Source organism: Pseudomonas sp. OST1909 (assembly GCF_015277575.1).
Lineage (GTDB): Bacteria > Pseudomonadota > Gammaproteobacteria > Pseudomonadales > Pseudomonadaceae > Aquipseudomonas > Aquipseudomonas synxantha_A.
In genome coordinates this window covers 980,312-1,005,772 of sequence record NZ_CP063780.1, presented here as the reverse complement: position 1 = coordinate 1,005,772, position 25,461 = coordinate 980,312, and the positions used below count along the sequence as shown (strand labels likewise).

16 protein-coding genes, 2 tRNA genes and 3 rRNA genes are annotated in these 25,461 nt (G+C 58.3%); 8 read left to right on the top strand and 13 right to left on the bottom strand.

Annotation, left to right across the window (positions count from 1 at the left end; genetic code table 11):
• Entirely contained in the window at nt 1-1,290 is a 1,290-nt protein-coding gene (locus tag IH404_RS04320; protein ID WP_005784531.1) for an MFS transporter, read from the bottom strand.
• A 186-nt stretch (nt 1,291-1,476) separates the two neighbouring features.
• Here IH404_RS04320 and IH404_RS04315 point away from each other — a divergent pair, with 186 nt between their 5' ends.
• The 4 genes from IH404_RS04315 (at nt 1,477) to IH404_RS04300 (ending at nt 6,740) form a co-directional block, all read left to right on the top strand.
• Nucleotides 1,477-2,895 carry a TIGR00366 family protein gene (locus IH404_RS04315; protein ID WP_194440008.1) on the top strand — a complete coding sequence of 473 codons (1,419 nt, stop codon included), beginning with the start codon at nt 1,477-1,479 and terminating at the stop codon, nt 2,893-2,895.
• A 202-nt stretch (nt 2,896-3,097) separates the two neighbouring features.
• Nucleotides 3,098-4,798, top strand: coding sequence for an acid phosphatase (gene acpA / locus IH404_RS04310; RefSeq protein ID WP_194440007.1), 1,701 nt, complete (start codon nt 3,098-3,100; stop codon nt 4,796-4,798).
• Between the two features lie 119 nt (nt 4,799-4,917).
• Nucleotides 4,918-6,087, top strand: coding sequence for a hypothetical protein (locus IH404_RS04305; protein ID WP_194440006.1), 1,170 nt, complete (start codon nt 4,918-4,920; stop codon nt 6,085-6,087).
• A 137-nt stretch (nt 6,088-6,224) separates the two neighbouring features.
• Entirely contained in the window at nt 6,225-6,740 is a 516-nt protein-coding gene (locus IH404_RS04300) for a hypothetical protein (RefSeq protein WP_005784520.1), read from the top strand.
• Here the strand turns inward: IH404_RS04300 and can are convergent.
• Complete coding sequence (gene can / locus IH404_RS04295; RefSeq protein ID WP_003188288.1) at nt 6,737-7,381, bottom strand: carbonate dehydratase; 645 nt, start codon at nt 7,379-7,381, stop codon at nt 6,737-6,739. The genes IH404_RS04300 and can overlap by 4 nt on opposite strands.
• 139 nt (nt 7,382-7,520) lie before the next feature.
• Between can and IH404_RS04290 the strand changes: the two genes are divergently transcribed.
• The gene (locus tag IH404_RS04290; protein ID WP_194440005.1) at nt 7,521-7,925 is read left to right on the top strand and encodes a serine kinase/phosphatase; all 405 of its coding nucleotides are present in this window, start codon (nt 7,521-7,523) and stop codon (nt 7,923-7,925) included.
• A 119-nt stretch (nt 7,926-8,044) separates the two neighbouring features.
• Here IH404_RS04290 and rimI read toward each other — a convergent pair whose 3' ends face one another.
• Together rimI and IH404_RS04280 are read right to left on the bottom strand one after the other, a co-directional pair.
• Nucleotides 8,045-8,497, bottom strand: coding sequence for a ribosomal protein S18-alanine N-acetyltransferase (gene rimI / locus IH404_RS04285; RefSeq protein ID WP_005784514.1), 453 nt, complete (start codon nt 8,495-8,497; stop codon nt 8,045-8,047).
• A complete protein-coding gene (locus IH404_RS04280; protein ID WP_194440644.1) occupies nt 8,490-9,236 on the bottom strand; it encodes an energy transducer TonB in 747 nt (248 codons plus the stop codon). The genes rimI and IH404_RS04280 overlap by 8 nt, the downstream gene beginning before the upstream one ends.
• Before the next feature lie 187 nt (nt 9,237-9,423).
• Here IH404_RS04280 and mksB point away from each other — a divergent pair, with 187 nt between their 5' ends.
• The 3 genes from mksB to mksF are packed head-to-tail and all read left to right on the top strand — an operon-like array spanning nt 9,424 to nt 14,235.
• Nucleotides 9,424-10,701 carry an Mks condensin complex protein MksB gene (gene mksB / locus IH404_RS04275; RefSeq protein WP_005784507.1) on the top strand — a complete coding sequence of 426 codons (1,278 nt, stop codon included), beginning with the start codon at nt 9,424-9,426 and terminating at the stop codon, nt 10,699-10,701.
• Nucleotides 10,691-11,398: an Mks condensin complex protein MksE gene (gene mksE / locus IH404_RS04270; protein WP_005784505.1), complete on the top strand. Its 708-nt coding sequence runs from the start codon at nt 10,691-10,693 to the stop codon at nt 11,396-11,398. The genes mksB and mksE overlap by 11 nt, the downstream gene beginning before the upstream one ends.
• Nucleotides 11,395-14,235: an Mks condensin complex protein MksF gene (gene mksF / locus IH404_RS04265; protein ID WP_194440004.1), complete on the top strand. Its 2,841-nt coding sequence runs from the start codon at nt 11,395-11,397 to the stop codon at nt 14,233-14,235. The genes mksE and mksF overlap by 4 nt, the downstream gene beginning before the upstream one ends.
• A gap of 186 nt (nt 14,236-14,421) precedes the next feature.
• Here mksF and IH404_RS04260 read toward each other — a convergent pair whose 3' ends face one another.
• From IH404_RS04260 to IH404_RS04220, 9 genes are all read right to left on the bottom strand, one after another.
• Complete coding sequence (locus IH404_RS04260) at nt 14,422-16,725, bottom strand: MlaD family protein (protein ID WP_194440003.1); 2,304 nt, start codon at nt 16,723-16,725, stop codon at nt 14,422-14,424.
• Nucleotides 16,718-17,341 carry a paraquat-inducible protein A gene (locus tag IH404_RS04255; RefSeq protein ID WP_194440002.1) on the bottom strand — a complete coding sequence of 208 codons (624 nt, stop codon included), beginning with the start codon at nt 17,339-17,341 and terminating at the stop codon, nt 16,718-16,720. Before IH404_RS04255 ends, IH404_RS04260 begins: the two co-directional genes overlap by 8 nt.
• A complete protein-coding gene (locus IH404_RS04250) occupies nt 17,328-17,987 on the bottom strand; it encodes a paraquat-inducible protein A (RefSeq protein ID WP_005784496.1) in 660 nt (219 codons plus the stop codon). The genes IH404_RS04255 and IH404_RS04250 overlap by 14 nt, the downstream gene beginning before the upstream one ends.
• 180 nt (nt 17,988-18,167) lie before the next feature.
• Nucleotides 18,168-18,283: ribosomal RNA gene (gene rrf / locus IH404_RS04245) — 5S ribosomal RNA — on the bottom strand.
• Between the two features lie 157 nt (nt 18,284-18,440).
• Nucleotides 18,441-21,332 (bottom strand): 23S ribosomal RNA (locus tag IH404_RS04240).
• 247 nt (nt 21,333-21,579) lie between these two features.
• Nucleotides 21,580-21,655, bottom strand: a tRNA-Ala gene (locus IH404_RS04235).
• Nucleotides 21,656-21,685: 30 nt separating this feature from the next.
• A tRNA-Ile gene (locus IH404_RS04230) sits at nt 21,686-21,762 on the bottom strand.
• Between the two features lie 81 nt (nt 21,763-21,843).
• Nucleotides 21,844-23,380 (bottom strand): 16S ribosomal RNA (locus tag IH404_RS04225).
• Together the 16S, 23S and 5S rRNA genes with 2 tRNA genes alongside form the textbook arrangement of a ribosomal RNA operon.
• Before the next feature lie 572 nt (nt 23,381-23,952).
• Nucleotides 23,953-25,446: a CoA-acylating methylmalonate-semialdehyde dehydrogenase gene (locus IH404_RS04220; RefSeq protein WP_194440001.1), complete on the bottom strand. Its 1,494-nt coding sequence runs from the start codon at nt 25,444-25,446 to the stop codon at nt 23,953-23,955.
• Nucleotides 25,447-25,461 lie beyond the last annotated feature (15 nt).

Here is a 25,461-nt window from a genome sequence, read left to right as displayed (position 1 = left end):
TCAGGCGGCCAAGGTGTGGCGTTTGCCAAATAACGCCACACTTCCCACCCCCACCGCCCCCATCACCACGCAATACCCCACGCAGACCCACGGGCTGGTCGGCATCAGCGCGATCAACAGCAGCGGCGTAGTACTCGCCCACAGCGCATAGGCAATGTTGTAGGTGAAGGAAATGCCCGATACCCGCACCTGCGCCGGAAACAGCCCGACCATCACCGACGGCACCGCGCCCACCACGCCGCAGCTCAAGCCTGCCACGGCGTACGCCGCGCCCAGCCACACGCCGCCGCTGATCAGGCTGGCGTACAGGATAAAAATCCCTACCGGCAGCAACAGGCTATAGACCAGCACCGCGCGCCACGCGCCGATGCGGTCCACCAGCAGGCCGGCGAGGACGCAGCCGATATTCAGGAAGACGATGCCCAACGCGCTCAGAGCGAAGGTGTGGCTGGGGCTCATGCCGAAGGTTTTCTGCATCATGGTCGGGGTGATGACCACCAGCACCACCACGGCTGAGGTGAGTACGCAGGTCAGGATCATGGCCGGCAACAGCACGGCGCGATGCTCGCGCAGCACGGTGCGTAATGGCATTTCGGCGGCGGCCTGGCGACGCGCCTGCATTTGGAGGAACACCGGGGTTTCGCTGAGCCAGCGACGCAGCCATACGCCAATCACGCCGAATACGCCGCCGAGCAGGAACGGGAAACGCCAGGCGTAGTCGAGGATTTCGGTGGGGGTGAAGACTTGCGCAAGCAAGGTCGCGGTCAATGCGCCCAGCAGGTAACCGAAGGTCAGGCCCGCTTGCAAAAAGCCCAAGGCGTAGCCGCGATGGTGGCGCGGTGCGTGCTCGGCAACGAAGGTCCAGGCGCTAGGCACTTCGCCGCCCACCGCAGCACCTTGCAGCACGCGCAGTGCCAGCAGGATCAGCGGCGCGAAATAACCGATTTGCGCGTAGGTCGGCATGATGCCGATCAGCAGGCAGGGCAAGGCCATCATCAGGATGCTCAAGCTGAATACGCGCTTGCGCCCCAGGTGGTCGGCAAAGTGCGCCATCAGGATGCCGCCCAGCGGACGGGCGAGGTAGCCAGTAACGAAGATGCCGAAGCTTTGCAACAGGCGCAGCCACTCAGGCATTTCCGGGGGGAAAAACAACTGGCTGAGGGTCAGCGCGAAAAACACAAAAATAATGAAGTCGTAGATTTCCAGGGCTCCACCGAGGGCGGCCAGGCCCAGGGTTTTGTAGTCGGAGCGGGAAAAACGCTGCGCCCGTGGGGAAAAGGTGGCAGTCATGTGCAGGCTCGGCAGACAAACAAAATGGCGTGCAGGTTATGAGCTGAACCCATTGAAGGCAATCACGACGGATATATTTGTTTTACTCATTGATCGTTGAAGATAACTACATTCCCAAATCAATGGGGGTAGAGGAACATGCCGTAAAACTGCCAAACCCCATAATAAATACAAGAGGAAAGCTTCATGGCCGATGCTATCGAAGAAAGCCGCTACGCTCGATTTGCTCTGCGTTGTTCCAATTTTGCCGAGCGCTGGTTTCCCGACTCCTGGGTGTTTGCCGCTCTCGCGGTGATTATCGTCGCCGTGGCGACCTTGGGCATGGGCGCAGCGCCCGCCGAAGCGGCCAAGGCATTTGGCGACGGGTTCTGGAGCCTGATCCCGTTCACCATGCAGATGGCGTTTGTGGTGATCGGCGGTTATGTAGTCGCCAGCTCCCCGCCCGCAGTGAAGTTGATCGACCGCTTGGCGCGCATCCCCAAGAACGGTCGTTCGGCGGTAGCCTGGGTGGCGTTGATTTCCATGGTGGCATCGTTGCTCAACTGGGGCTTGTCCCTGGTGTTCGGCGGTTTGCTGGTGCGGGCGTTGGCCCGTCGTGCCGATTTGCGCATGGACTACCGCGCCGCCGGCGCTGCGGCATACCTGGGCCTCGGTGCCGTGTGGGCGTTGGGGCTGTCGTCGTCAGCCGCCCAGTTGCAGGCCAACCCGGCCAGCTTGCCGCCGTCGATCCTGTCGATCACCGGGATGATCCCGTTCACCGAAACGATCTTCCTGTGGCAATCCGGTGTGCTGCTTCTGGCGCTGATCGTGGTGTCGCTGATCATCGCCTACGCCACCGCGCCAGGCCCCAACAGTGCCCGGGATGCCAAGGCCTGCGGCGTCGACCCGGCCTTTAACCTGCCCAAGCCGCAACCGCCGACGCGTCCGGGGGAATGGCTGGAACACAGCCCGTTGCTGACAATCCTGTTGGCATTGCTGGCAGCCGGCTGGCTGTTCCATGAGTTCTCAACCAAGCCGGCGATCAGCGCCATCTCCGGGCTCAACACCTATAACTTCCTGTTCATCATGGTCGGCGCCCTGCTGCACTGGCGCCCGCGCAGCTTCCTCGATGCCGTGGCCCGTGCGGTGCCAACCACCACCGGCGTGCTGATCCAGTTCCCGCTGTACGGCTCGATTGCCGCGCTGATGACGGTGGTCAAGGGCGGTGACGGCCAGACCCTGGCGCACCATATCTCGACGTTCTTCACCTCCATCGCCTCCCACGACACCTACGCGCTGCTGATGGGCGTGTATTCGGCGGTGCTGGGTTTCTTCATCCCATCGGGTGGCGGCAAGTGGATTATCGAGGCGCCCTATGTGATGCAAGTGGCCAATGACCTGCAATACCACCTGGGCTGGGCGGTGCAGATCTACAACGCCGCCGAGGCACTGCCGAACTTGATCAACCCGTTCTATATGCTGCCGCTGCTGGGGGTGTTGGGGCTGAAGGCGCGGGACTTGATCGGTTTTTCGTTTGTGCAGTTGTTGGTGCACACGCCGCTGGTGTTGTTCTTGTTGTGGGCGCTGGGGACGACGTTGAAATATTTGCCGCCTGTGATGCCTTAACAGCGGTCGGTGTGGGAGCGGGCTTGCTCGCGAATGCGGAGTGTCAGTCAACGGATTCATTAACTGATCCACCGCATTCGCGAGCAAGCCCGCTCCCACAATTTGTTCTGTAGCGCTCTCAAGCCTGTCTTCGTTCCGTCACATTCCATTGCTACCGTCCTGCGAAACATCTTGCAACATCTCGCCAAGGACTTCCCCCGCAATGAGTGACGAGCACAACGACCGCCCTGCCCCCGACTGCGCCCCCAAAACACCGGTCGACACCAGCCGTCGGCGCTTCCTCGGCGGTGCGGCGGTGTTGGGGGTAGGCGCGACCTTGAGTGCCTGCGGCCATACCAGCGAAGCGCCGAGCACACCGATAGCCCGGCCGCACACGCCCCAGGAGCTGGACAAGGCCTTGAGCGACCAGGTTAAAACCGTGGTGGTGATCTACGCCGAGAACCGCAGCTTCAACAACCTGTTTGCCGATTTCCCCGGGCTTGAAAAACCACTGTCGGCGTTATCCGCCACTGACACCCGGCAGCGCGACCGCGACGGTAGTGTGCTGGCCAGCCTGCCGCCCACATGGGGCGGTGTGTTGCAAGTCGGCCCGCAAACGGTGGACGGAGTGACCTACCCCAGCGGTGTGCAATTCCAGGAAAACCTGCCCAACGCACCGTTTGCCCTCAAGGGCCCGAACGCCGAAGACCTGCCATTGAGCTTGGTGACCCGCGACCTGTGGCACGTGTTCTATCAAAACCAGATGCAGATCAACGGCGGCAAGAACGACGGTTTTGTCGCCTGGGGCGATGCCGGGGGCCTGGTGATGGGCCATTACGCCCAAAGTCGTTATTCCCTGCGCCTGTGGGACGTGGCCAGGGAGTTTGTGCTCTGCGATAACTTTTTCCAGGGCGCATTTGGCGGCTCGTTCCTTAACCACCACTACCTGATCAGCGCCACGGCGCCGGTTTATCCCAATGCCGCGCAGTCGGTGGCCAAGGCGCAGATCGCCACGCTGCAAAGCGATGACCCCACCGACACGCGCCTCAAGCCGCTGGACGCGTCCCCGGCCAGCGCCATGACCGGCCCGCCGCAGTTCGGCCCCAGCGCACTGACCCCGGACGGTTACGCCGTAAACACCCTGGCCCCGCCGTATTGGCCCACCTGGATTCGCGATCCGCAAAACCCGGATTACTCAAAGCCTGACCTGCCCAATGTGCTGGTGCCGCAAACCCACGAGCACATTGGCGACAAGCTGTCGAAAAAGCACGTCGACTGGGCCTGGTATGCCGGCGCGTGGCAGGCCACTCTGGAGCAGTTCAAGGACTCAGGCGGTATCCCCAAGATTCCAAACTTCCAGTACCACCATCAGCCGTTCAACTACTTCAAGCAGCAGGGTCCGCAAAACCGTGCGGAACGTGATAAACGCCTGCGCGACGGCGGCTTGGGGGATGAATCAAGCACGAACAAGTTCTTCGCCGATGCCCAGGCCGGCAAGCTGCCGGCCGTGAGTTTCTACAAACCCCAAGGCAACCTGAACATGCACGCCGGTTATGCCGATGTGGCCTCGGGCGACCGCCATATCGCCCGCGCCCTGAAAGTGCTGCAAGAGAGCCCGCAGTGGAAAAACATGGTGGTGGTGATCACCGTCGATGAAAACGGCGGCTGGTGGGATCATGTCGCGCCGCCCAAGGGTGACCGCTGGGGTCCGGGCACGCGGGTGCCGGCCCTGGTGGTGTCGCCGTTTGCGCGCAAAGGCACGGTTGACCACACGGTGTACGACACTGCATCGATCCTGCGTTTGATCACCCGGGTGTTCCAATTGGAGACTCTGGACGGCCTCAAGCAGCGTGACGACGCGATGATCGCTCGCGGCCAGAAGCCCATGGGCGACCTGACCAACGCTTTGCAATTTCACCCGTAGAGGCTTATCCAATAACGACATGCCTGGCGATTTAACACGCGATTTTCCCGGTCAGCCGCTACTGTGTGCAGGTGGGCTTTTATCCCGCGCAGACGGGCGTCGCTGACAAGGAACCAACTATGTTTAAAACGACCAGGCTGTCCTTCACCCTCGCCGCACTGCTGGTGAGTGCGGTCGTACAGGCCGACATCGAGGTGCCTCTGGGCAGTACGCAGCGCGTCACCCAGTTATTCGCATTTCCCAATAACTGCAACGTTATCTGCTTTCGGCCATGGACACTGGAGCAGACCGCTGAGCACTACTTGAACCAGAGCCTGCAGCGTGACGGCTACAGCCGCGCCAGGGTCAGTGTGAAAACCCACGATGGCCAGGTCTGGGCGAATTTCAGCGGCGTACCGGACACCTACGGCCAATCCTTGACCACCTTGCTCAATACCGCCGACCTCGCTTATCAGGGTGCCAGCCGGCTCAACAGCGATGGCAAGTGGGCTTATAACTGGTACCTGTTCCTGCCGCTGGGCATGGCCCTGGAGAACCGCAAGAGCATCGAACTGCTGCACTTTCCGCCGGACTATTCGCTCACCCAGGCCCAGGATTACCTGGAGTCGGCCACCACTGACCGCTGGGCGGCCTTGCTTACCGACAACGGCATCCCGGCCAGCGAGACACCGGCTTACCAGACCATCATCGATATCGCGCCCATCGCCGCCCCGTCCAATGCAGGCAAGGACCTTGAGAACGTCTACAGCTACTTCACCGACTACCAGACCCGCATGGTCAAGGAGCTGAGCCTGCACGCCAACGGCTCGCTGCCGATGGTGGCGTTCGGCGCGCCGGTGCGCAGTTGGGTCAAGCAACAATACGGTCAGAGCGTAGGCGTGCTGGAGCTGACCCAGATCAGCCCGACACCAGGCACGAGCGTGTCAGTGCTGGGCGCCAACCACCCCAGCTACATCTGGTACGCGGCGGACCCGGCAAGCTATGACGGCGATGAACAAAAGGCCGACGAGGCCGGATTGAAAGTAATGGGGCAGGATTTAAGCGCGGCCTGCTGGCAAGCGGGCATGGGCCAGAAACCCGCCAGCGATGCGAATGTGTTGCTCAAAGCCTGCTTGAATACCTGGCAGGTCACACGCAAGGAGCAGACCTGTGAGCTGTTCTTTACTTCGGTGCGCAACCTGACCCCGGAGCAGGCCAATACCAAGTGCGCCACACCAACTATCAAGGCGCAATTGAAGCAGCTGAAAAACGCCGCACCGACCCCCACCGTTACCTCTCCCGCGCTTTAACGCGAACCCGCGGTTTCTACTGTCAGATCTGACAGTAGAAACCAGCTCCAACTTCGGCGAGTCTTGGCTTGCGCCCACTTGCTGCAAGACTGGCAGTCAGAACACCCCAGATCCATGCAGCCCAATTCAGGAGAGTGATGAAAACTCAAGCCATGGATAAGGCTAAAACGGCAGTGAATGACTGCCTCTACCCCTTTGAGACGCTGCAGGTGGAACAGGGTTACCCCTCGACCGCACAATTCAAGGTCGTGCGATACCCTAATGGCAAGCGGGGTGGCATCAAGGCTCGCATCGACTTTGACAGTCGAGTTCGCATCGCCCTGGTTTCAGGCTACGCAGTGAGCGAGCGCCGGGCGCATACGCTGCAACTGTCGCCGCGTATTCACTTGTACGATAGGTGGTTCTGCGGCCTGATACGTCACTCCTGCAAGCCGAACGTGCTCCTGGACACCACGTACATGGAACTATGGACCCTGAACACCATTACCGCAGGCAGCCTGCTGACCCTGGATTACGCCATTACTGAAGACGCGCTGTACCGGCAGTTCGCTTGCCATTGCGGCGAGCTGAACTGCCGGGGCTGGATCACCGGCAGCAAAGAGCCGTTGAACGCCCAGGGCCTGGCCTGGTGGCGCGAAAACAAACGGCCCTAGGCTTCGCCCAACGGACGCAGGCGGTATTGCGGCGGCAGTTGCTCGAAGCCACTGATGGTGGTGTTCAAGCTCTTCCAGCGACCGTCCTTGATGCCGTAGATGCAGCCATGGATCGACAGGCTCTGCCCACGGTGCCAGGCGTTTTGCACAATGCTGGTGTGGCCTACGTTGGCCACCTGCTGGATCACATTGAGTTCGCACATGCGGTCCACGCGCTCTTCTTCAGTCGGCAGTTGGGCGAGCACGTCGCGGTTTTCGTAGTAAAGGTCGCGAATAGTACGCAACCAGCCGTCGATCAGGCCGAACTGGCGGTCCTGCATCGACGCACGCACGCCGCCGCAGCCATAGTGGCCGGTGACGAGGATGTGTTTGACCTTGAGCACGTCCACCGCGTACTGGATCACCGACAGGCAATTGAGGTCGGTGTGCAGCACCACGTTAGCCACGTTGCGGTGCACAAACAGATCACCGGGCAACATGCCGACGATCTCGTTGGCCGGCACCCGCGCGTCGGAGCAACCGATCCACAGGTATTCCGGGGTTTGCTGGCGGGCGAGCTTGGCGAAGAATTCGGGATCTTCCTGTTTGATCGCATCCGCCCAGCGTTCGTTGTTATCAAGCAGGTCTTGTAGTTCGTTCATCAGGGAAAGCCTCAGGAATGATGCGCAGTTTTGTGACTGACAACCCCTCGTCCGGGTCACGCCGAGTGTTAATTAGCTTGAATCTTTAGGACGCAGCGCCTGTCCACACACTATAAGCCCCACAGTATGAGGATTGGCCATGACTGAATCACGACGTCCCTACGGCGCAACCCAGCCGGAACCGATCGACGACAACGAAGACCGCATGGGTTCGATGCGCGAGCTGGATTTTGACGAAGAGGACCAGACAGCGGAAATCGGCGATGAAATCCCGCGTGGCGAGCGCGAGCAGCTGATGCCCGACGAACGGGTGCGAGAGGCCGGGATGACCGGGGCCTCGACCGCTGATCATGAATCAACCGATGATGATATGAGCCCGGAAACGCTGATTCACGAGGATGGCGCGCGGGATGCCAGGGAAGCAGGTGAAGATAACCCGGCGGATTTTGACCTGAGTATCGTCGACGAGGACGAAATTGGCGGCGGCAATGGCCTGGATGAGGCCGAGCTGGCCGATATTGACCCTGTAGACGGTAACCGCTGAAAAAACGCGGTTCAACATGTGGGAGGGGGCTTGCTCCCGATGGCGGTGTGTCAGGCACTTAATAAGTCACTGCCCCATCGCTATCGGGAGCAAGCCCCCTCCCACATTGGTCTGTGTGTTCAGTCGACCAGGGTGCAGGCCATCACGACTGCATCTTCGCGGCCACCCACAGCCGGGTAATAATCCCGGCGACGGCCAATCTCATTGAAGCCATAGCGCTCATATAACCGAAACGCCCCGGTATTGCTGTCCCGCACTTCCAGGAAGCATTCCCGCGCGCTGGCCGCGTAGGCACGAGACATCAGGTGCTCCAGCAGCGCCAGACCCAATCCGCGCCCCTGGTTTTCCGGCTTGACGGTAATGTTCAGCAAATGCGCTTCATCGAGAATGATCTGCACCACCCCATGGCCCACTTGCTGCTCGCCTTCGAACATCAGCCAGATCTGGTACTTGCCCAGCCCGTCGAGAAAGATCCCTCGCGTCCAGGGATGGCTGAACGCTGCGTATTCGATTTTCAGCACCGCGTCGAGGTCGGCCTCGGTCATCGGGCGGAAGGATAAAGCCTCACTCATCAGTTGTTTTCCAGCGCGCCATCAGCCGGCGCATGGCTTGCCAGACATCAGCCTTACGCTGTGGCTCTTCCATTAATAATTCCAGACCCGGCAGGGCCCATACCGAACCCAGGCTGTCGACCTGAAGTTCGCGGTACCAGGCCTCGGCATTGGCTTCACCGGCAAACCGCACGGCAGGCAAGCCGATCAGCCACAGGCACACGCAGGGTTCGTCTTCCAGACGCGCCGAGACAAAGCCCTGGACAAAATCCCGCGCAGCTTCCGGGCCCTGATCCATGGTGCCGCGTACCAGCAGCGGCCAGCGCACCGGCTCACCGATGATTTGCGGGCTGTCGGGCAGGCCGGCGGCGCGCAGCATGTCCTTGAGCAGCAGGTAGGCCGGGTCGCGCGACTGGAAGCGCTCGCCGGTGGGCAGCTCCACCAGCAACAGGCAACGCCCGGCCCGCAGCAATTGCAGGGCAAAGCGGGGCGGCGGCACTACCGGTGCCTTGACCACCGGCGCAGCCTCCTCCACCACCTTGGCAGCCTTGGTCACCGGCGCAGGGCGTGGCACTTCGATCTTTGCCCGTTCGACCGCCGGGCGTGTTTCGACTGGGGGCTTGACCACCGCCACAGGCGCGGCCGCCTCTTCCCCTGACGACTCGAACGCCTCATAGGGCTCAAGCGCCTGCAACAACTCGGCCCGAGATGGCGCGGCAAACGGCAGTTCGGTGCGGGGCAGCCAGTTGACCACCTGCATGGCGGTCAAGTAAGCGCGACGTCGGGACTCGATAAGCACAGCTCGGCCACTTGTGGATAAGTAAAGAGCGGGGATTCTACCGCTGTTCGGCAACAATCGCCCACTGCGCACTGACCGGCTGTGGATAAATCCCGCGTCTGATGCAGTACAATCGCGACTTTTAATCGCCAACCAGCCGGCCATTCCCATGATCGAACCCAAGCGCGTCCTGCGCGCCCTCGCCGAACACTGGGCCTTACTTGAGCCTCTGTGCGAACACTTCGACCAAGGCACCCTGAGCCTGAGCGAGCTGCGCGCACAATTGGCCGCCCAACAACTGGACAGCACGCCCCAGGACATCACCAGCCTGCTGGACGTGTGGATTCGCCTGGATATCCTGGTACCTGTCGCCAAGAGCCCGAACCGTTTCGAGCTCAACGCGCAGATCCACGACTTCCTCGCTTATCTTCGCAAGGAGCACCGGCTTGGCCTGTGCCTGGAAATCGAAGCCTACCTGCGCCACCTCGAGCGTCTGGCCGGTTATATCCAGGACGCCTTCGACATCCGCGACGGCCATGACCTGGCCCGGCAACTACGCTTGCTGGATATGCGCGTGCGCGACGTGCTGAAAAAGCTTGCCAACGACGAACAGGCCCTCGCCGCCGTGGCCGATCGCGCCAAGACCAGCGACCGCCAGATCCCGTTGCGCCAGCGCTACGCCGAGGTGTTGGCAACCTGGGACGAATACGTCGAGCCGATGATCCAGTTGGTGAACGCTGACGGCGCCTTCGAGCAAGGCGTGCGCAAGGTGGAAAACGTGCTGCTGCGCATGCTCACCGAGCAACAGCGTCTTGGCCACCTGGTGGACGACGACATGCTGCTGCGCACCCACGCGCGCATCCTCGAAATGCAGACCAGCGCCCAGCTGACCTTGCGCCATGCGCGCGAGCTGCTGTTGCCGCTGCGCGAAGAAGCACGCCGGCATAACGCAGTGACTCGCGGCGCTGCGCTGGCCTTGTCGGCGATTCGCCGTAAAGGCCTGGACGCGGTGCCGCAAGCGGCGATGCCGATGTTCACCCGACCGCAAAGCACCTTCCTGGGCAGCGCCAGCCAGGTCGAGGCTTATGTGTATGCCCTGGCCAATTTCGAGCCGAAACCGGCGCGATTCCCCAAGGCGCACAAATCCCACAAGGGCGAGGCCCCGCGCGCCCCGCGTACGGTCAAGGAAATGCTCGAACGTTGCGAAGACGCCCTGCCGATGCCGGACCTGATGACCTGGCTGCTGGAGCAGGAGCCGGACGGCGCCACCGACGAATTGCTGTACTGGTTCTCACGCCTGTCCCGGGAAAAACGCTTCAAGCGCGAGCGCCTGGAACGTCGCGATTACCACACCCACGAGCATCAGGTCAGCCTGCGCTCCTTCGCCCTGCTCCCGGCCGGCGTTGACGCCACCGAGAATTCTGCGAGCACCCCTTATGCATCTTGATCTATCCGAACTGTCCCAGCTGGCGCCGATTTTTCGCGAGCTGTTCAAGGGTTACCACGTCAGCCGCCGCGACCCGGAGCTGTACGCGCAGCTGTCGAACTTCCAGGACCAGTACCGCACGCTGTTCAAGGCCTTGGGCTTTGAGCTGGTATGCGATACCCGCGGTTTCTACTACTTCGTCCCGGACACCGCCGTGGCTGCCGCGCAGGTCAACAAGACCGCCCAGCGCCTGGCCTTGTTTACCTTCATTATCGTCGAGCACCTGGCCGACCAGGGCCGCGACCCGGTTGCCGTGCTCGACGGCGGCAGCCTGGGGCGCGACGAATTGCCTTCGTTGCTGGAGAAGTACCGCGACCTGTTTATCCAGGCCGAAGTGCAGACCCAGGAAGAGCTCGAAGAAAAAATCATGCGTCGCATGACCCAACTCGGTTTTGCCAGCGAAGACAACGGTATCTACCGCTTCCTGCCACCAATGCACCGTTTCCTCGACGTGTGCCTGTCGGTGCAGCAGGACCGCGACCTCGCCGCCAGCGTGCACAGCGTATTGCCGCTGCCGGTGCCAGTGATCATCGACGAAGACAGCGATGAAAAACTGCTGAAGACCGATGACCCGCTGGACCTTAGCGCCTTCGATGAGGAAAGCGAAGAAGACGCCCTGGCCCGAGCCATTGCCGAAGAACAGGAAACCGACGTATGAGTAAGGAACGTTACGGCATCCGCCGCTTCGCCCTATTGAACACCGCCGGTTACAGCCTGGGCTTGTTCCCGCTGGAAGAGCCGCTGTCGGTGTATGGCGCGAACAACCTGGGTAAATCCGCATCCATCAACGCCTTGCAGTTCCCGATCCTGGCGCGCATGTCGGACATGAGTTTCGGCAAGTACACGCTGGAACAATCGCGGCGCTTCTACTTTGCCACCGACACCAGCTACATCCTGGTAGAAGTCTCCCTGCCCCACGGCCCGCACGTCATCGGCGTGGTCGGACGCGGGCCGGGCGGTGGTTTCGGCCACCAGTTCTTTGCCTATGCGGGCAAGCTGGACCTGGCTCATTACCAGAAAAACGACACCTGCCTGCGTCAGAAAGAGCTGTTTACCAACCTTGAGCGCGAGGGCCTCAAAGCCTACGAACTCAAGCCTGATGAACTGCGGCGCTTGCTGGTGGGCGGCCATACGTCGATCCCGCTGGACCTGACCCTGATCCCGCTGCGCTCCACCAGCGAACAGAGCTTGAAGACGTTCCGTGCGTTGTTTATCAACCTGCTGCACATGCGCGAAATCACCGCGGCCAAGCTCAAGCAACTGTTCCTCGACGCGTTCGAACACAGCTTGCGTTCAGGCAGTGTCGACTACATCGCTGCGTGCGAAGAAGCCTTCCGTGATGTACGACGCATGGAGCAGGACTACAACTCCCTGGTCGCCGCCGGGCCGTTGGTTGAAGCCTTGGCCAATGGCGTAAAACAACGCGACGCCTTGCGCGGCAAACTGCACCGCCTGTCACCGCTGCTGGATTCGTTGCTGGGCACCTGGTCGGAATACGCCAGTGCACGCAAGGAAGAGCTGACCATCCAGGCCGAGCACTACCGCAACGAGCAGGACGCGCTGCAGAACGACCAGCGTGGCGGTACTCAGGAACTGATGCGTCTGGAGCGGGAGATCAGCGGTATCCAGCGTTGGCTGGGCGAGCTGTCGGTACTCAAGCATCGCTTTGCCCTGGTGGATGACGTCAAGGTGCTGGAGCAACAGTTGCTCGCCGCCAAAGACGCCCACGATGAACTGGCGGGCGCATTGGCGCAGTCGCGACAGTTCAGCGCCGAGGACCTGGACGAGCGTCTGCGCGACCTGGAAAAGCGCTTGAAGTCGGTCAGGCAGCAACTCGATCACGCCGACAACAACAGCTATGCCAAGCTGCGCGAGGAGTTCTCGCAACAGGATGTCGAACGTCTGATGCGCCTGTTCAACAGCTCGTTGTTCAGCCTGCCTCTGGGTGAGCACGGCATCACGCTGGACGAGGACGGCCAGTGGGTCAAATCCCTGGAGCAGATCCTCGATGGCTTCAAGGGCGAGCGCTTTGAAGTGCCGGGGCTGTCCATCGACATCTCGCACATCGAGCCGCCTGCGTTGCAGGCCCTGGCCGACCGCGCCGCCTTGCGCGACCAGAAGGAGCGCCTGGAAAAAGAACTCAAGCAACTCAAAACCCAGCAGGCCGTAGCGTCCGACCGCGCGGCGAGCAAGACCCAGACCGAAGCGCTGTATCAGCAGGTGCTGGATGCTCAGAAGGCATTGGAAGATTTCCGCCGCACCCAGACCCTGAGTGCAGAAGAAGGCGAGAAGCTGGAAAACCTGGCGCAAATGGAAGCCGCCCAGGATGAGCTGAAGCGCTCCAGCGATGCCTTTACCGAGCGCGTCCAGCAATTGTCGGCCAAGCTGCAACTGGTCGGCCGCCAGATCGGCGATATGGAAGCCAAGCAACGCACGCTGGATGATGCGTTGCGTCGTCGTCAGCTGTTGCCGGCGGACCTGCCGTTCGGCACGCCGTTCATGGACCCGGTCGACGACTCCATGGACAACTTGCTGCCACTGCTCAATGACTACCAGGATAGCTGGCAGGGCTTGCTGCGCGCCGACGGCCAGATCGAAGCCTTGTACGCCCAGGTGCGCCTCAAGGGTGTGGCCAAGTTCGACAGCGAAGATGACATGGAGCGTCGCCTGCAGCTGCTGATCAACGCCTATGCGCACCGCACCGACGAAGCGTTGACGCTGGGCAAGGCACGCCGAGCAGCGGTGACCGATATCGCCCGTACCCTGCGCAATATCCGTAGCGATTACGACAGCCTTGAACACCAGTTGGCGCTGTTCAACCGCGAGATCAACAAACGCCAGGTCTCCAACCTGCAGAGCTTTCGCATCGTGCTGGCGCCGAACAAGGAAGCCCTCAAGCATATCGACCAGATCATCCACAGTGCTGGCCAGTATGAAGAAGGCGAAACGCTGTCGGTGTTCGACCTCAGCCAGAGCGCCGAGCAGGACAACAAGAACGAAGAGGCCAAGGAATACCTGGCGCGCCTCGTTGCGGCCAACCATAACCAGCTGGGCCTCAAGGACTTGTTCGAACTGGCGTTCGAGATCACCAAGGTGCACGGTCAGCCGGTGATTCATACCGACATCGATGGCGCCGCGTCCAACGGCACCACCATGACCATCAAGGCGCTGACCAACATGTATCTGTTGCTGCACTTGATGGACCGCGACCAGGCCGGCCGTGTGCGTTTGCCGTATTACCTCGATGAAGCGGCAGACATCGATGAGAAGAACCAGGCTGCCTTGCTGGAAACCAGCTTGCAACTGGGCTTCGTGCCGATCCTGGCCAGCGTGAAGCCGCAGGTTTCCGCCCAGGTGGCGATCGACCTGGAAGGCGGCAGCGGGCCGAACGGAATCTACATTGATGAGGCGGACTGGAAATACATCCGTCGCCATGATGTGGTGAAGGCGACGATGAATGTGCAAGCCGATGAGCCGGAGCTGGATGAGGTCTGACGCGTTGCGCTGACATGCAAAAAGGCCGCGATCTTTTGGATCACGGCCTTTTTTTCGGCTTGGGATTTGCGGTGTGTTTGTGGGCCTCATCGCGGGCAAGCCCGGCTCCCATAGTTAGAATGCATACTTGCCGAAAATGCATATCCCTGTGGGAGCCGGGCTTGCTCGCGAAGGCCGCGCATCGGTTTATTTACCGAGTGGAATCTTGGGCGCCCAGGTCAGCCACTCATCTTCAAACTTATCGAACAACGGGAAGGTCTGCTGTGGCCGTGCCGGGTTGCCCATGCGCTCGCCATCTGGCGTGGCAAAGGCGATACCGCCGGCCACCAAAGTCTCCAGGGACTCGGTGCGCACCGTCGCGCCCTTGAACAGGCCAAAGTCGAGACCGAAGCCGCTGGTGTTCCAGAAGCGACTGCCACTGCGTACCAGGGGGGCGTACTTGGGCTCGATCAGGATATGCACCAGCACACGGTCGGCGGTCTGGCCCAGCTCATAGCCGATGACCTTGCCCACGGTGACTTCACGGTAAGTGACCGGCACGCCTTCTTTGAGCGAACCACGGCGAGCGGCGCTGAGTGTCAGGCTCAGGCCTTGCTCCTGATGGACAGCCTCCGGTGGCTGATCCAGTGCAACAAAGTTTTTTTGCGGCCCGGCATTTTTCACCGCCGGCTGCACCTCGATGTATTGCCCGGTGACCAGGGTTTCAAGATTGGAGGTCTTCATCAGGCCCAGCTCCGGCTTGACCACCCAGAACTGGCTGCCTGCGCGGGCGATACGATCAGCTACCTGAGTGATACGGGCGCGCAGCAATACAGACTGCATGTCGGCGCTGAGGTCGACGCTCTCGACCTTGCCAACATCCAGACCTTTGAAGCGTACGGCTGTACCGGGGCGCAGGCCGTCGGCACGATCGACCTTGATCGTCACCAGGGTGCCATGCTGATTCGCGGCGTCACGGTCGGCGAACAAACGGAAGCGCGGGATACGGTGCTTCAGGGGAACGTTGGGCTCCGGTGTTTCGAAGGCGATACCGCCGGCCATCAGGCTGGCCAGGGATTCGCTTTTGACCTGGATGCCACCGGTGAGCCCACCAGTGAGAGTGACACCGCTGGCGTTCCAGAAACGTGTCGAGCCGTTGACCAGGCCTTCATACTCTTTCTCGATATGAACGCCGATCACGAGTTGCTTCTTCTTGCGTGAAAACTGGTAGCTCTGCACCGAACCCACCTTGACCTGTTTGTACAGAATCGGGCTGCCGACATCCAGCGAGCCCAGGTTGTCGGTGAGCAGCACCATGTGCAGGCCGGGGGAGCGCAGGTCCAACGGCGGCGCCTTGGCGCGGGCCACATACTCACGTTGTGGCGGGGTGCCTTTGTCACCCGGGCGGATCGCGATGTAGTTACCTTTGACCAGTGCTTCCAGGCCGGTGATGCCTGCCAGGGAGATGGACGGCTTGACCACCCAGAATTGCGTGTCCTGGACCAGGTAGTCTTCGGCCAAAGGATCAAGGGTCAACTCGGCGCTGGCGCTGGACAGGTCCGGGTCGATCTTCAGGGTTTTCAGGCTACCAACCTGGATGCCTTTGTACATGACCGGGGTACGCCCGGCCTGGAGGCCTTCGAAATCGGTGAGTTTGACCTTGACCTTGATGCCGGCTGCGGCGGCATCGAAGTCCTCGTACAGGCGAAAAGGCAGGCTCGGGTCGGTGGGTGGGCTGTCTTGGCGATTCTCCGGCGTGGCGAAGGCGATACCACCGGCCACGATGCTTGAAAGCGATTCGCTGCGCACCTTCACCCCGGAGAGGTTGGCGTCGATGCTGATGCCGCTGGCGTTCCAGAAACGCGTGTGCTTGCGCACCAGGCTGGCGTAGGTCGGCTCGATATAAACCTTGATCTCGACGATGCTCTGGTCTTCGGACAACAGATAGCTTTTGACCTGGCCGACCTGAATCTGCTTGTAGAACACCGGGCTGCCACGGTTCAGCGAGCCCAGGCGGTCGGCCTTGAGCGTCAGGTGCAGGCCCGGCTTGGCGTCGGATAACGGTGGTTCTTCAGACAGCGCCTTGAACTTGCGCGTGGGCTCACCATCGCCCGGGCTGGCGGCGATGTAGTTACCCGAAACCAGGGTCTCCAGGCCCGTGATGCCGGCGAGGCTGACGCTGGGCTTGACCAACCAGAAGCGGGTGTTGGTCCTCAGATACTGCTCTACATCCTTGTTCATCTCGATGGTGGCGATCACCCCGCGATTACTGCCTTCGTCATCCAGGGCCAGGGTCTTGACCTTGCCGACGGTCATGCCTTTGTAGACGACTTCAGTCTTGTTGACTTGAATACCCTCGCCGCTCTCAAAGCGAACCTGAATCTCAAGACCTTGCTGGGAGTAGGCGCGCCACCCCAGCCAGCCACCGATGATCAGGGCAATCAGGGGCAACACCCAAATAGCCGACCAATTGGAGGCCGGGCGGGTTTTAGCTTTAGGCAAATCACTCATGGTCGTCGTCCGACTCCGTGTTATCCCAAATCAGTCGGGGATCGAAAGTTACTGCGGCAAGCATCGTCAAGATCACCACACTGGCGAACGCTGCAGCGCCGAGATTGGCCTCGACACTGGCAAGTCGCCCAAAGTTAACGACCGCCACCAGGATGGCGATCACGAAGATATCCAGCATGGACCAGCGGCCAATGAATTCGATAAAACGGTACATCACAATGCGTTGTTGCGCAGACAGCGGTTGGTGACGCTGCACCGAAAACAGCAACAGGCCGATGCCTACCAACTTGAATGTCGGCACCAGGATACTGGCGATGAACACCACGGCGGCGATAGGAAACATGCCGTGCTGCACCAGTTGGATCACACCCGCCATGATGGTACTCGGGTCACCTTGGCCGAGGGAGTTGACGGTCATGATGGGTAACAGGTTGGCGGGGATATACAAGATCGCTGCGGTGATCAGCAATGCCCAGGTACGGGTGAGGCTATTGGGGCGACGCGCATGGATCAACGCGCCGCAACGGTTACAGAGTTGCTCTTCGGTATCCGCTTCCTGCTTGTTCAATTCATGGCATTCGGTACAAATCAGAATGCCTGCATCAATCGCCCGCATGGTCATCCTCTCCTGACAGTGCTTGCCAGATCTGATGGGGCGACATGACCACCTCAAGCAGAACTTGAACCATTAATAAACTGACGAAGCAGACCAGACCCAGGCCGATCGTGATGGAGGCCATGTCGGCGAGCTTTACGATCGCCACCAATACGCCCATCAAGTAGACCTCCAGCATCCCCCAATCCTTCATATGGTGGTAGATGCGGTACAACAACAGCCCGTAACTGCGACCGATGTTCCAGCGGATGCTGAGCAACACTGCCAATTGGCAGAGCAGCTTGAGCAAGGGGATCCCCATGCTGCACAAGAACACAACGGCAGCAACGCCTTGCATACCGGTATCGAATAAGCCAACAACGCCGCTCCATACGGTGTCCTCCGAGGACTGCCCGAGTAGATTGAGCTGCATGATGGGCAAAAAGTTCGCCGGGATGTAAAGCAGCAGGGCCGCAAGTACTAAAGCAAGGCTCCGCTCGACCACATTGTGGCGGTGAGCGTACAACTCGTAGCCACAGCGTGGGCACTGGGCCTTTTCGCCAAGGGCGAGCGTTGGTTTGCGCATCAGCAAATCGCACTCATGGCATGCCACCAGCTCGTCCAGTGGTAAATCCGATACCTCAACGGCATCAACCAGATCGGGCATAGATAGGGCTCTGACTCTAAAAATAGTTAGGCGGCTATTCTAGTGCTCTGGCTCGGAAATAACTGTGCAATTTTGTCGGGCGATTGAGAGACGCCAGCGGTACGGGCAAGGGCAGACGCTTTTCGACCGCCCAAAACAAAACCCCTGTTTGCGTTAGCAAACAGGGGTTCTGGAATTTAATCTTGACGATGACCTACTCTCACATGGGGAAACCCCACACTACCATCGGCGATGCATCGTTTCACTGCTGAGTTCGGGATGGGATCAGGTGGTTCCAATGCTCTATGGTCGTCAAGAAATTCGGGTACTGAGTCGCGACCAGTTGGTCTCGCTTCAGCAAATTGGGTATGTGACAGCTTTCGGTGTTTTGTGAGCGTCGAACTTTCGGTTCATCTTCGTCTTCACACACCGCAATCTGATGCTCTTTCGAGAAACAAATTGCTTGGGTGTTATATGGTCAAGCCTCACGGGCAATTAGTATTGGTTAGCTCAACGCCTCACAGCGCTTACACACCCAACCTATCAACGTCGTAGTCTTCGACGGCCCTTCAGGGAACTCAAGGTTCCAGTGAGATCTCATCTTGAGGCTAGTTTCCCGCTTAGATGCTTTCAGCGGTTATCTATTCCGAACATAGCTACCCGGCAATGCCACTGGCGTGACAACCGGAACACCAGAGGTTCGTCCACTCCGGTCCTCTCGTACTAGGAGCAGCCCCTCTCAAATCTCAAACGTCCACGGCAGATAGGGACCGAACTGTCTCACGACGTTCTAAACCCAGCTCGCGTACCACTTTAAATGGCGAACAGCCATACCCTTGGGACCGGCTTCAGCCCCAGGATGTGATGAGCCGACATCGAGGTGCCAAACACCGCCGTCGATATGAACTCTTGGGCGGTATCAGCCTGTTATCCCCGGAGTACCTTTTATCCGTTGAGCGATGGCCCTTCCATACAGAACCACCGGATCACTAAGACCTACTTTCGTACCTGCTCGACGTGTCTGTCTCGCAGTCAAGCGCGCTTTTGCCTTTATACTCTACGACCGATTTCCGACCGGTCTGAGCGCACCTTCGTACTCCTCCGTTACTCTTTAGGAGGAGACCGCCCCAGTCAAACTACCCACCATACACTGTCCTCGATCCGGATAACGGACCTGAGTTAGAACCTCAAAGTTGCCAGGGTGGTATTTCAAGGTTGGCTCCACGCAGACTGGCGTCCACGCTTCAAAGCCTCCCACCTATCCTACACAAGCAAATTCAAAGTCCAGTGCAAAGCTATAGTAAAGGTTCACGGGGTCTTTCCGTCTAGCCGCGGATACACTGCATCTTCACAGCGATTTCAATTTCACTGAGTCTCGGGTGGAGACAGCGCCGCCATCGTTACGCCATTCGTGCAGGTCGGAACTTACCCGACAAGGAATTTCGCTACCTTAGGACCGTTATAGTTACGGCCGCCGTTTACCGGGGCTTCGATCAAGAGCTTCGCGTTAGCTAACCCCATCAATTAACCTTCCGGCACCGGGCAGGCGTCACACCCTATACGTCCACTTTCGTGTTTGCAGAGTGCTGTGTTTTTAATAAACAGTCGCAGCGGCCTGGTATCTTCGACCGGCATGAGCTTACGGAGCAAGTCCTTCACCCTCACCGGCGCACCTTCTCCCGAAGTTACGGTGCCATTTTGCCTAGTTCCTTCACCCGAGTTCTCTCAAGCGCCTTGGTATTCTCTACCCAACCACCTGTGTCGGTTTGGGGTACGGTTCCTGGTTACCTGAAGCTTAGAAGCTTTTCTTGGAAGCATGGCATCAACCACTTCGTTAACTAAAAGTTAACTCGTCATCAGCTCTCGGCCTTAGAATCCCGGATTTACCTAAGATTCCAGCCTACCACCTTAAACTTGGACAACCAACGCCAAGCTGGCCTAGCCTTCTCCGTCCCTCCATCGCAATAACCAGAAGTACAGGAATATTAACCTGTTTTCCATCGACTACGCTTTTCAGCCTCGCCTTAGGGACCGACTAACCCTGCGTCGATTAACGTTGCGCAGGAAACCTTGGTCTTTCGGCGTGGGTGTTTTTCACACCCATTGTCGTTACTCATGTCAGCATTCGCACTTCTGATACCTCCAGCAAGCTTCTCAACTCACCTTCACAGGCTTACAGAACGCTCCTCTACCGCATCACTTACGTGATACCCGTAGCTTCGGTGTATGGTTTGAGCCCCGTTACATCTTCCGCGCAGGCCGACTCGACTAGTGAGCTATTACGCTTTCTTTAAAGGGTGGCTGCTTCTAAGCCAACCTCCTAGCTGTCTAAGCCTTCCCACATCGTTTCCCACTTAACCATAACTTTGGGACCTTAGCTGACGGTCTGGGTTGTTTCCCTTTTCACGACGGACGTTAGCACCCGCCGTGTGTCTCCCATGCTCGGCACTTGTAGGTATTCGGAGTTTGCATCGGTTTGGTAAGTCGGGATGACCCCCTAGCCGAAACAGTGCTCTACCCCCTACAGTGATACATGAGGCGCTACCTAAATAGCTTTCGAGGAGAACCAGCTATCTCCGAGCTTGATTAGCCTTTCACTCCGATCCACAGGTCATCCGCTAACTTTTCAACGGTAGTCGGTTCGGTCCTCCAGTTAGTGTTACCCAACCTTCAACCTGCCCATGGATAGATCGCCCGGTTTCGGGTCTATTCCCAGCGACTAGACGCCCTATTAAGACTCGCTTTCGCTACGCCTCCCCTATTCGGTTAAGCTCGCCACTGAAAATAAGTCGCTGACCCATTATACAAAAGGTACGCAGTCACCCAACAAAGTGGGCTCCCACTGCTTGTACGCATACGGTTTCAGGATCTATTTCACTCCCCTCTCCGGGGTTCTTTTCGCCTTTCCCTCACGGTACTAGTTCACTATCGGTCAGTCAGTAGTATTTAGCCTTGGAGGATGGTCCCCCCATATTCAGACAAAGTTTCTCGTGCTCCGTCCTACTCGATTTCATGACTAAGAGATTTTCGCGTACAGGGCTATCACCCACTATGGCCGCACTTTCCAGAGCGTTCCGCTAATCTCAAAGCCACTTAAGGGCTAGTCCCCGTTCGCTCGCCACTACTAAGGGAATCTCGGTTGATTTCTTTTCCTCAGGGTACTTAGATGTTTCAGTTCCCCTGGTTCGCCTCTTGCACCTATGTATTCAGTACAAGATAACCATCTTATGATGGCTGGGTTCCCCCATTCAGACATCTCCGGATCAAAGTCTGTTTGCCGACTCCCCGAAGCTTTTCGCAGGCTACCACGTCTTTCATCGCCTCTGACTGCCAAGGCATCCACCGTATGCGCTTCTTCACTTGACCATATAACCCCAAGCAATCTGGTTATACTGTGAAGACAACATTCGCCGAAAATTCGAATTTCTCGATTAAGAGAACTCACAAATTTTACCTTAGCCTGATCCGTTACCAGTGAAAGTAACGTTCAGTCTATCTTTCTATCACATACCCAAATTTTTAAAGAACGAACTAGTCAAAGACTAGAAATCAACATTCACCATCACAACGATGGAATGCTCATTTCTAAGCTTTATACAAACAGAAGCAGTAGTGGTGGAGCCAAACGGGATCGAACCGTTGACCTCCTGCGTGCAAGGCAGGCGCTCTCCCAGCTGAGCTATGGCCCCGTATTTCTACAGGCGTTTCCCACACAAAATTGGTGGGTCTGGGCAGATTCGAACTGCCGACCTCACCCTTATCAGGGGTGCGCTCTAACCAACTGAGCTACAGACCCAATTTCGGGCTGCTTCTTTCGTCTTCTTCAATGAATCAAGCAATTCGTGTGGGAACTTATGGAGCAGCTGATGTCGTCGATTAAGGAGGTGATCCAGCCGCAGGTTCCCCTACGGCTACCTTGTTACGACTTCACCCCAGTCATGAATCACACCGTGGTAACCGTCCTCCCGAAGGTTAGACTAGCTACTTCTGGTGCAACCCACTCCCATGGTGTGACGGGCGGTGTGTACAAGGCCCGGGAACGTATTCACCGCGACATTCTGATTCGCGATTACTAGCGATTCCGACTTCACGCAGTCGAGTTGCAGACTGCGATCCGGACTACGATCGGTTTTGTGGGATTAGCTCCACCTCGCGGCTTGGCAACCCTCTGTACCGACCATTGTAGCACGTGTGTAGCCCAGGCCGTAAGGGCCATGATGACTTGACGTCATCCCCACCTTCCTCCGGTTTGTCACCGGCAGTCTCCTTAGAGTGCCCACCATTACGTGCTGGTAACTAAGGACAAGGGTTGCGCTCGTTACGGGACTTAACCCAACATCTCACGACACGAGCTGACGACAGCCATGCAGCACCTGTCTCAATGTTCCCGAAGGCACCAATCCATCTCTGGAAAGTTCATTGGATGTCAAGGCCTGGTAAGGTTCTTCGCGTTGCTTCGAATTAAACCACATGCTCCACCGCTTGTGCGGGCCCCCGTCAATTCATTTGAGTTTTAACCTTGCGGCCGTACTCCCCAGGCGGTCAACTTAATGCGTTAGCTGCGCCACTAAAAGCTCAAGGCTTCCAACGGCTAGTTGACATCGTTTACGGCGTGGACTACCAGGGTATCTAATCCTGTTTGCTCCCCACGCTTTCGCACCTCAGTGTCAGTATTAGTCCAGGTGGTCGCCTTCGCCACTGGTGTTCCTTCCTATATCTACGCATTTCACCGCTACACAGGAAATTCCACCACCCTCTACCATACTCTAGTCAGTCAGTTTTGAATGCAGTTCCCAGGTTGAGCCCGGGGATTTCACATCCAACTTAACAAACCACCTACGCGCGCTTTACGCCCAGTAATTCCGATTAACGCTTGCACCCTCTGTATTACCGCGGCTGCTGGCACAGAGTTAGCCGGTGCTTATTCTGTCGGTAACGTCAAAATTGCAGAGTATTAATCTACAACCCTTCCTCCCAACTTAAAGTGCTTTACAATCCGAAGACCTTCTTCACACACGCGGCATGGCTGGATCAGGCTTTCGCCCATTGTCCAATATTCCCCACTGCTGCCTCCCGTAGGAGTCTGGACCGTGTCTCAGTTCCAGTGTGACTGATCATCCTCTCAGACCAGTTACGGATCGTCGCCTTGGTGAGCCATTACCCCACCAACTAGCTAATCCGACCTAGGCTCATCTGATAGCGCAAGGCCCGAAGGTCCCCTGCTTTCTCCCGTAGGACGTATGCGGTATTAGCGTCCGTTTCCGAACGTTATCCCCCACTACCAGGCAGATTCCTAGGCATTACTCACCCGTCCGCCGCTCTCAAGAGAAGCAAGCTTCTCTCTACCGCTCGACTTGCATGTGTTAGGCCTGCCGCCAGCGTTCAATCTGAGCCATGATCAAACTCTTCAGTTCAAACATCTTTGGGTTTTTAAGAAACCCTAAACTTGGCTCAGCAATCGTTGGTTACATCTTTGATTTCTCGCGGAGTAACTTGTGATGCTGATAATCTTGTTGACTATCAGTCTGACTCCACAAGCACCCACACGAATTGCTTGATTCAGTTGTTAAAGAGCGGTTGGTTAAGATCTTTCGTCTCAACCGAGGCGCGCATTCTACAGCAGCCTCATTTGCTGTCAAGTGATTATTTTCAGAAGCTTTCGAAGATTTCTTCAACAACTTCAACCACTTGCGCTTAAGATCTCTCCGAAGCGGGAGGCGAATTCTACAGCGTTACACGCTGCTGTCAACACCTCTTTTTCAACTTCCTTTTGGCTTCGATGAACTGAAGCAACTTGCTGTCGAAAACTGCGTAACTCATTGTTTAACAAGGAGTTTTCCGTTTCGACTGCGCCGGAAGTGGGGCGAATTATAGGCTTCCAGAATCTGCCGTCAACCTTCTTTTTCACATTTCTGCCATATCGGTCGAAAATGCCTTAGAAACGCGAAAGCCGGCCTCAAGGGGGCCGGCTTTCGCTTACCGAGTCTTACAGACTAGGGAAGGCGAACTGCGACGCTTCATGACTGGCCCGTTGCGGCCAACGCTGAGTGATCGCCTTGCGACGGGTATAGAAACGCACCCCGTCCGGCCCATAGGCGTGCAAGTCGCCAAACAGAGAGCGCTTCCAGCCACCAAAGCTGTGATACGCAACCGGCACCGGCAACGGTACGTTAACCCCTACCATGCCGACCTCAATCTCATCACAGAACAGCCGCGCCGCTTCACCGTCACGCGTGAAGATGCAGGTACCGTTGCCGTATTCATGATCGTTGATCAGTTGCATCGCCGCTTCCAGGCTATCCACCCGGACCACGCACAGCACTGGCCCAAAGATCTCTTCCTTATAGATACGCATCTCGGGGGTAACACGGTCAAACAGACTGCCGCCAAGGAAAAATCCTTGTTCATGCCCGGCAATGCTCAAGCCGCGACCATCAACGACCAGCTCTGCACCCGCCGAAACACCCTCTTCTATATAGCCACTGACCTTATCCCGTGCCTGCCCCGTCACCAACGGGCCCATATCCAGGCCACAGGTGGTGCCCGCCCCGATCTTCAACGCCTTGACCTGCGGCACCAGCTTGGCGATCAACGCGTCCGCCACCTGGTCGCCCACGCACACCGCCACCGAAATCGCCATGCAACGCTCGCCGCAAGAACCATAAGCCGCGCCCATCAAGGCACTCACGGCGTTGTCCAGGTCTGCATCCGGCATCAGCACCGCATGGTTTTTCGCCCCGCCCAACGCTTGCACACGCTTGCCGCGCTTGGTCGCTTCGCTATAGATGTATTCGGCAATCGGCGTCGAGCCTACAAAGCTCAAGGCTTTAACTTCCGGCGCTTGAATCAATGCGTCCACCGCGCCTTTGTCGCCGTGCACCACACTCAGTACGCCTTTAGGCAGCCCAGCCTCCTGCAACAGTTGCGCGATCAACAACGTAGAACTCGGATCACGCTCCGAAGGTTTGAGGATGAAACAGTTACCGCACACAATCGCCAGCGGGTACATCCACAGCGGCACCATCGCCGGGAAGTTGAACGGGGTGATACCCGCCACCACGCCCAACGGCTGGAAGTCCGACCATGCATCAATGTTCGGCCCTACGTTGCGGCTGTATTCACCCTTGAGAATCTCCGGTGCCGAGCACGCGTACTCCACGTTCTCGATCCCACGCTTGAGCTCACCCGCCGCGTCCTCCAGGGTCTTGCCATGTTCTTCGCTGATCAACTGCGAGATCCGTGCTTCGTTCTGCTCCAGCAGTTGCTTGAAACGGAACATCACCTGGGCACGCTTGGCCGGAGGCGTATTGCGCCAGGCCGGAAACGCCGCCTTGGCTGAGTCAATCGCCTGTTGAATGGTTTCACGACTGGCCAACGGCACCTGGTGAATCACCTGGCCGGTAGACGGGTTATAGACGTCGGCACTACGACCGCTGTCGTTGACCAGCTCACCATTGATCAAATGCTGGATAAGGCTCATGCAGGGCTCCTGAAA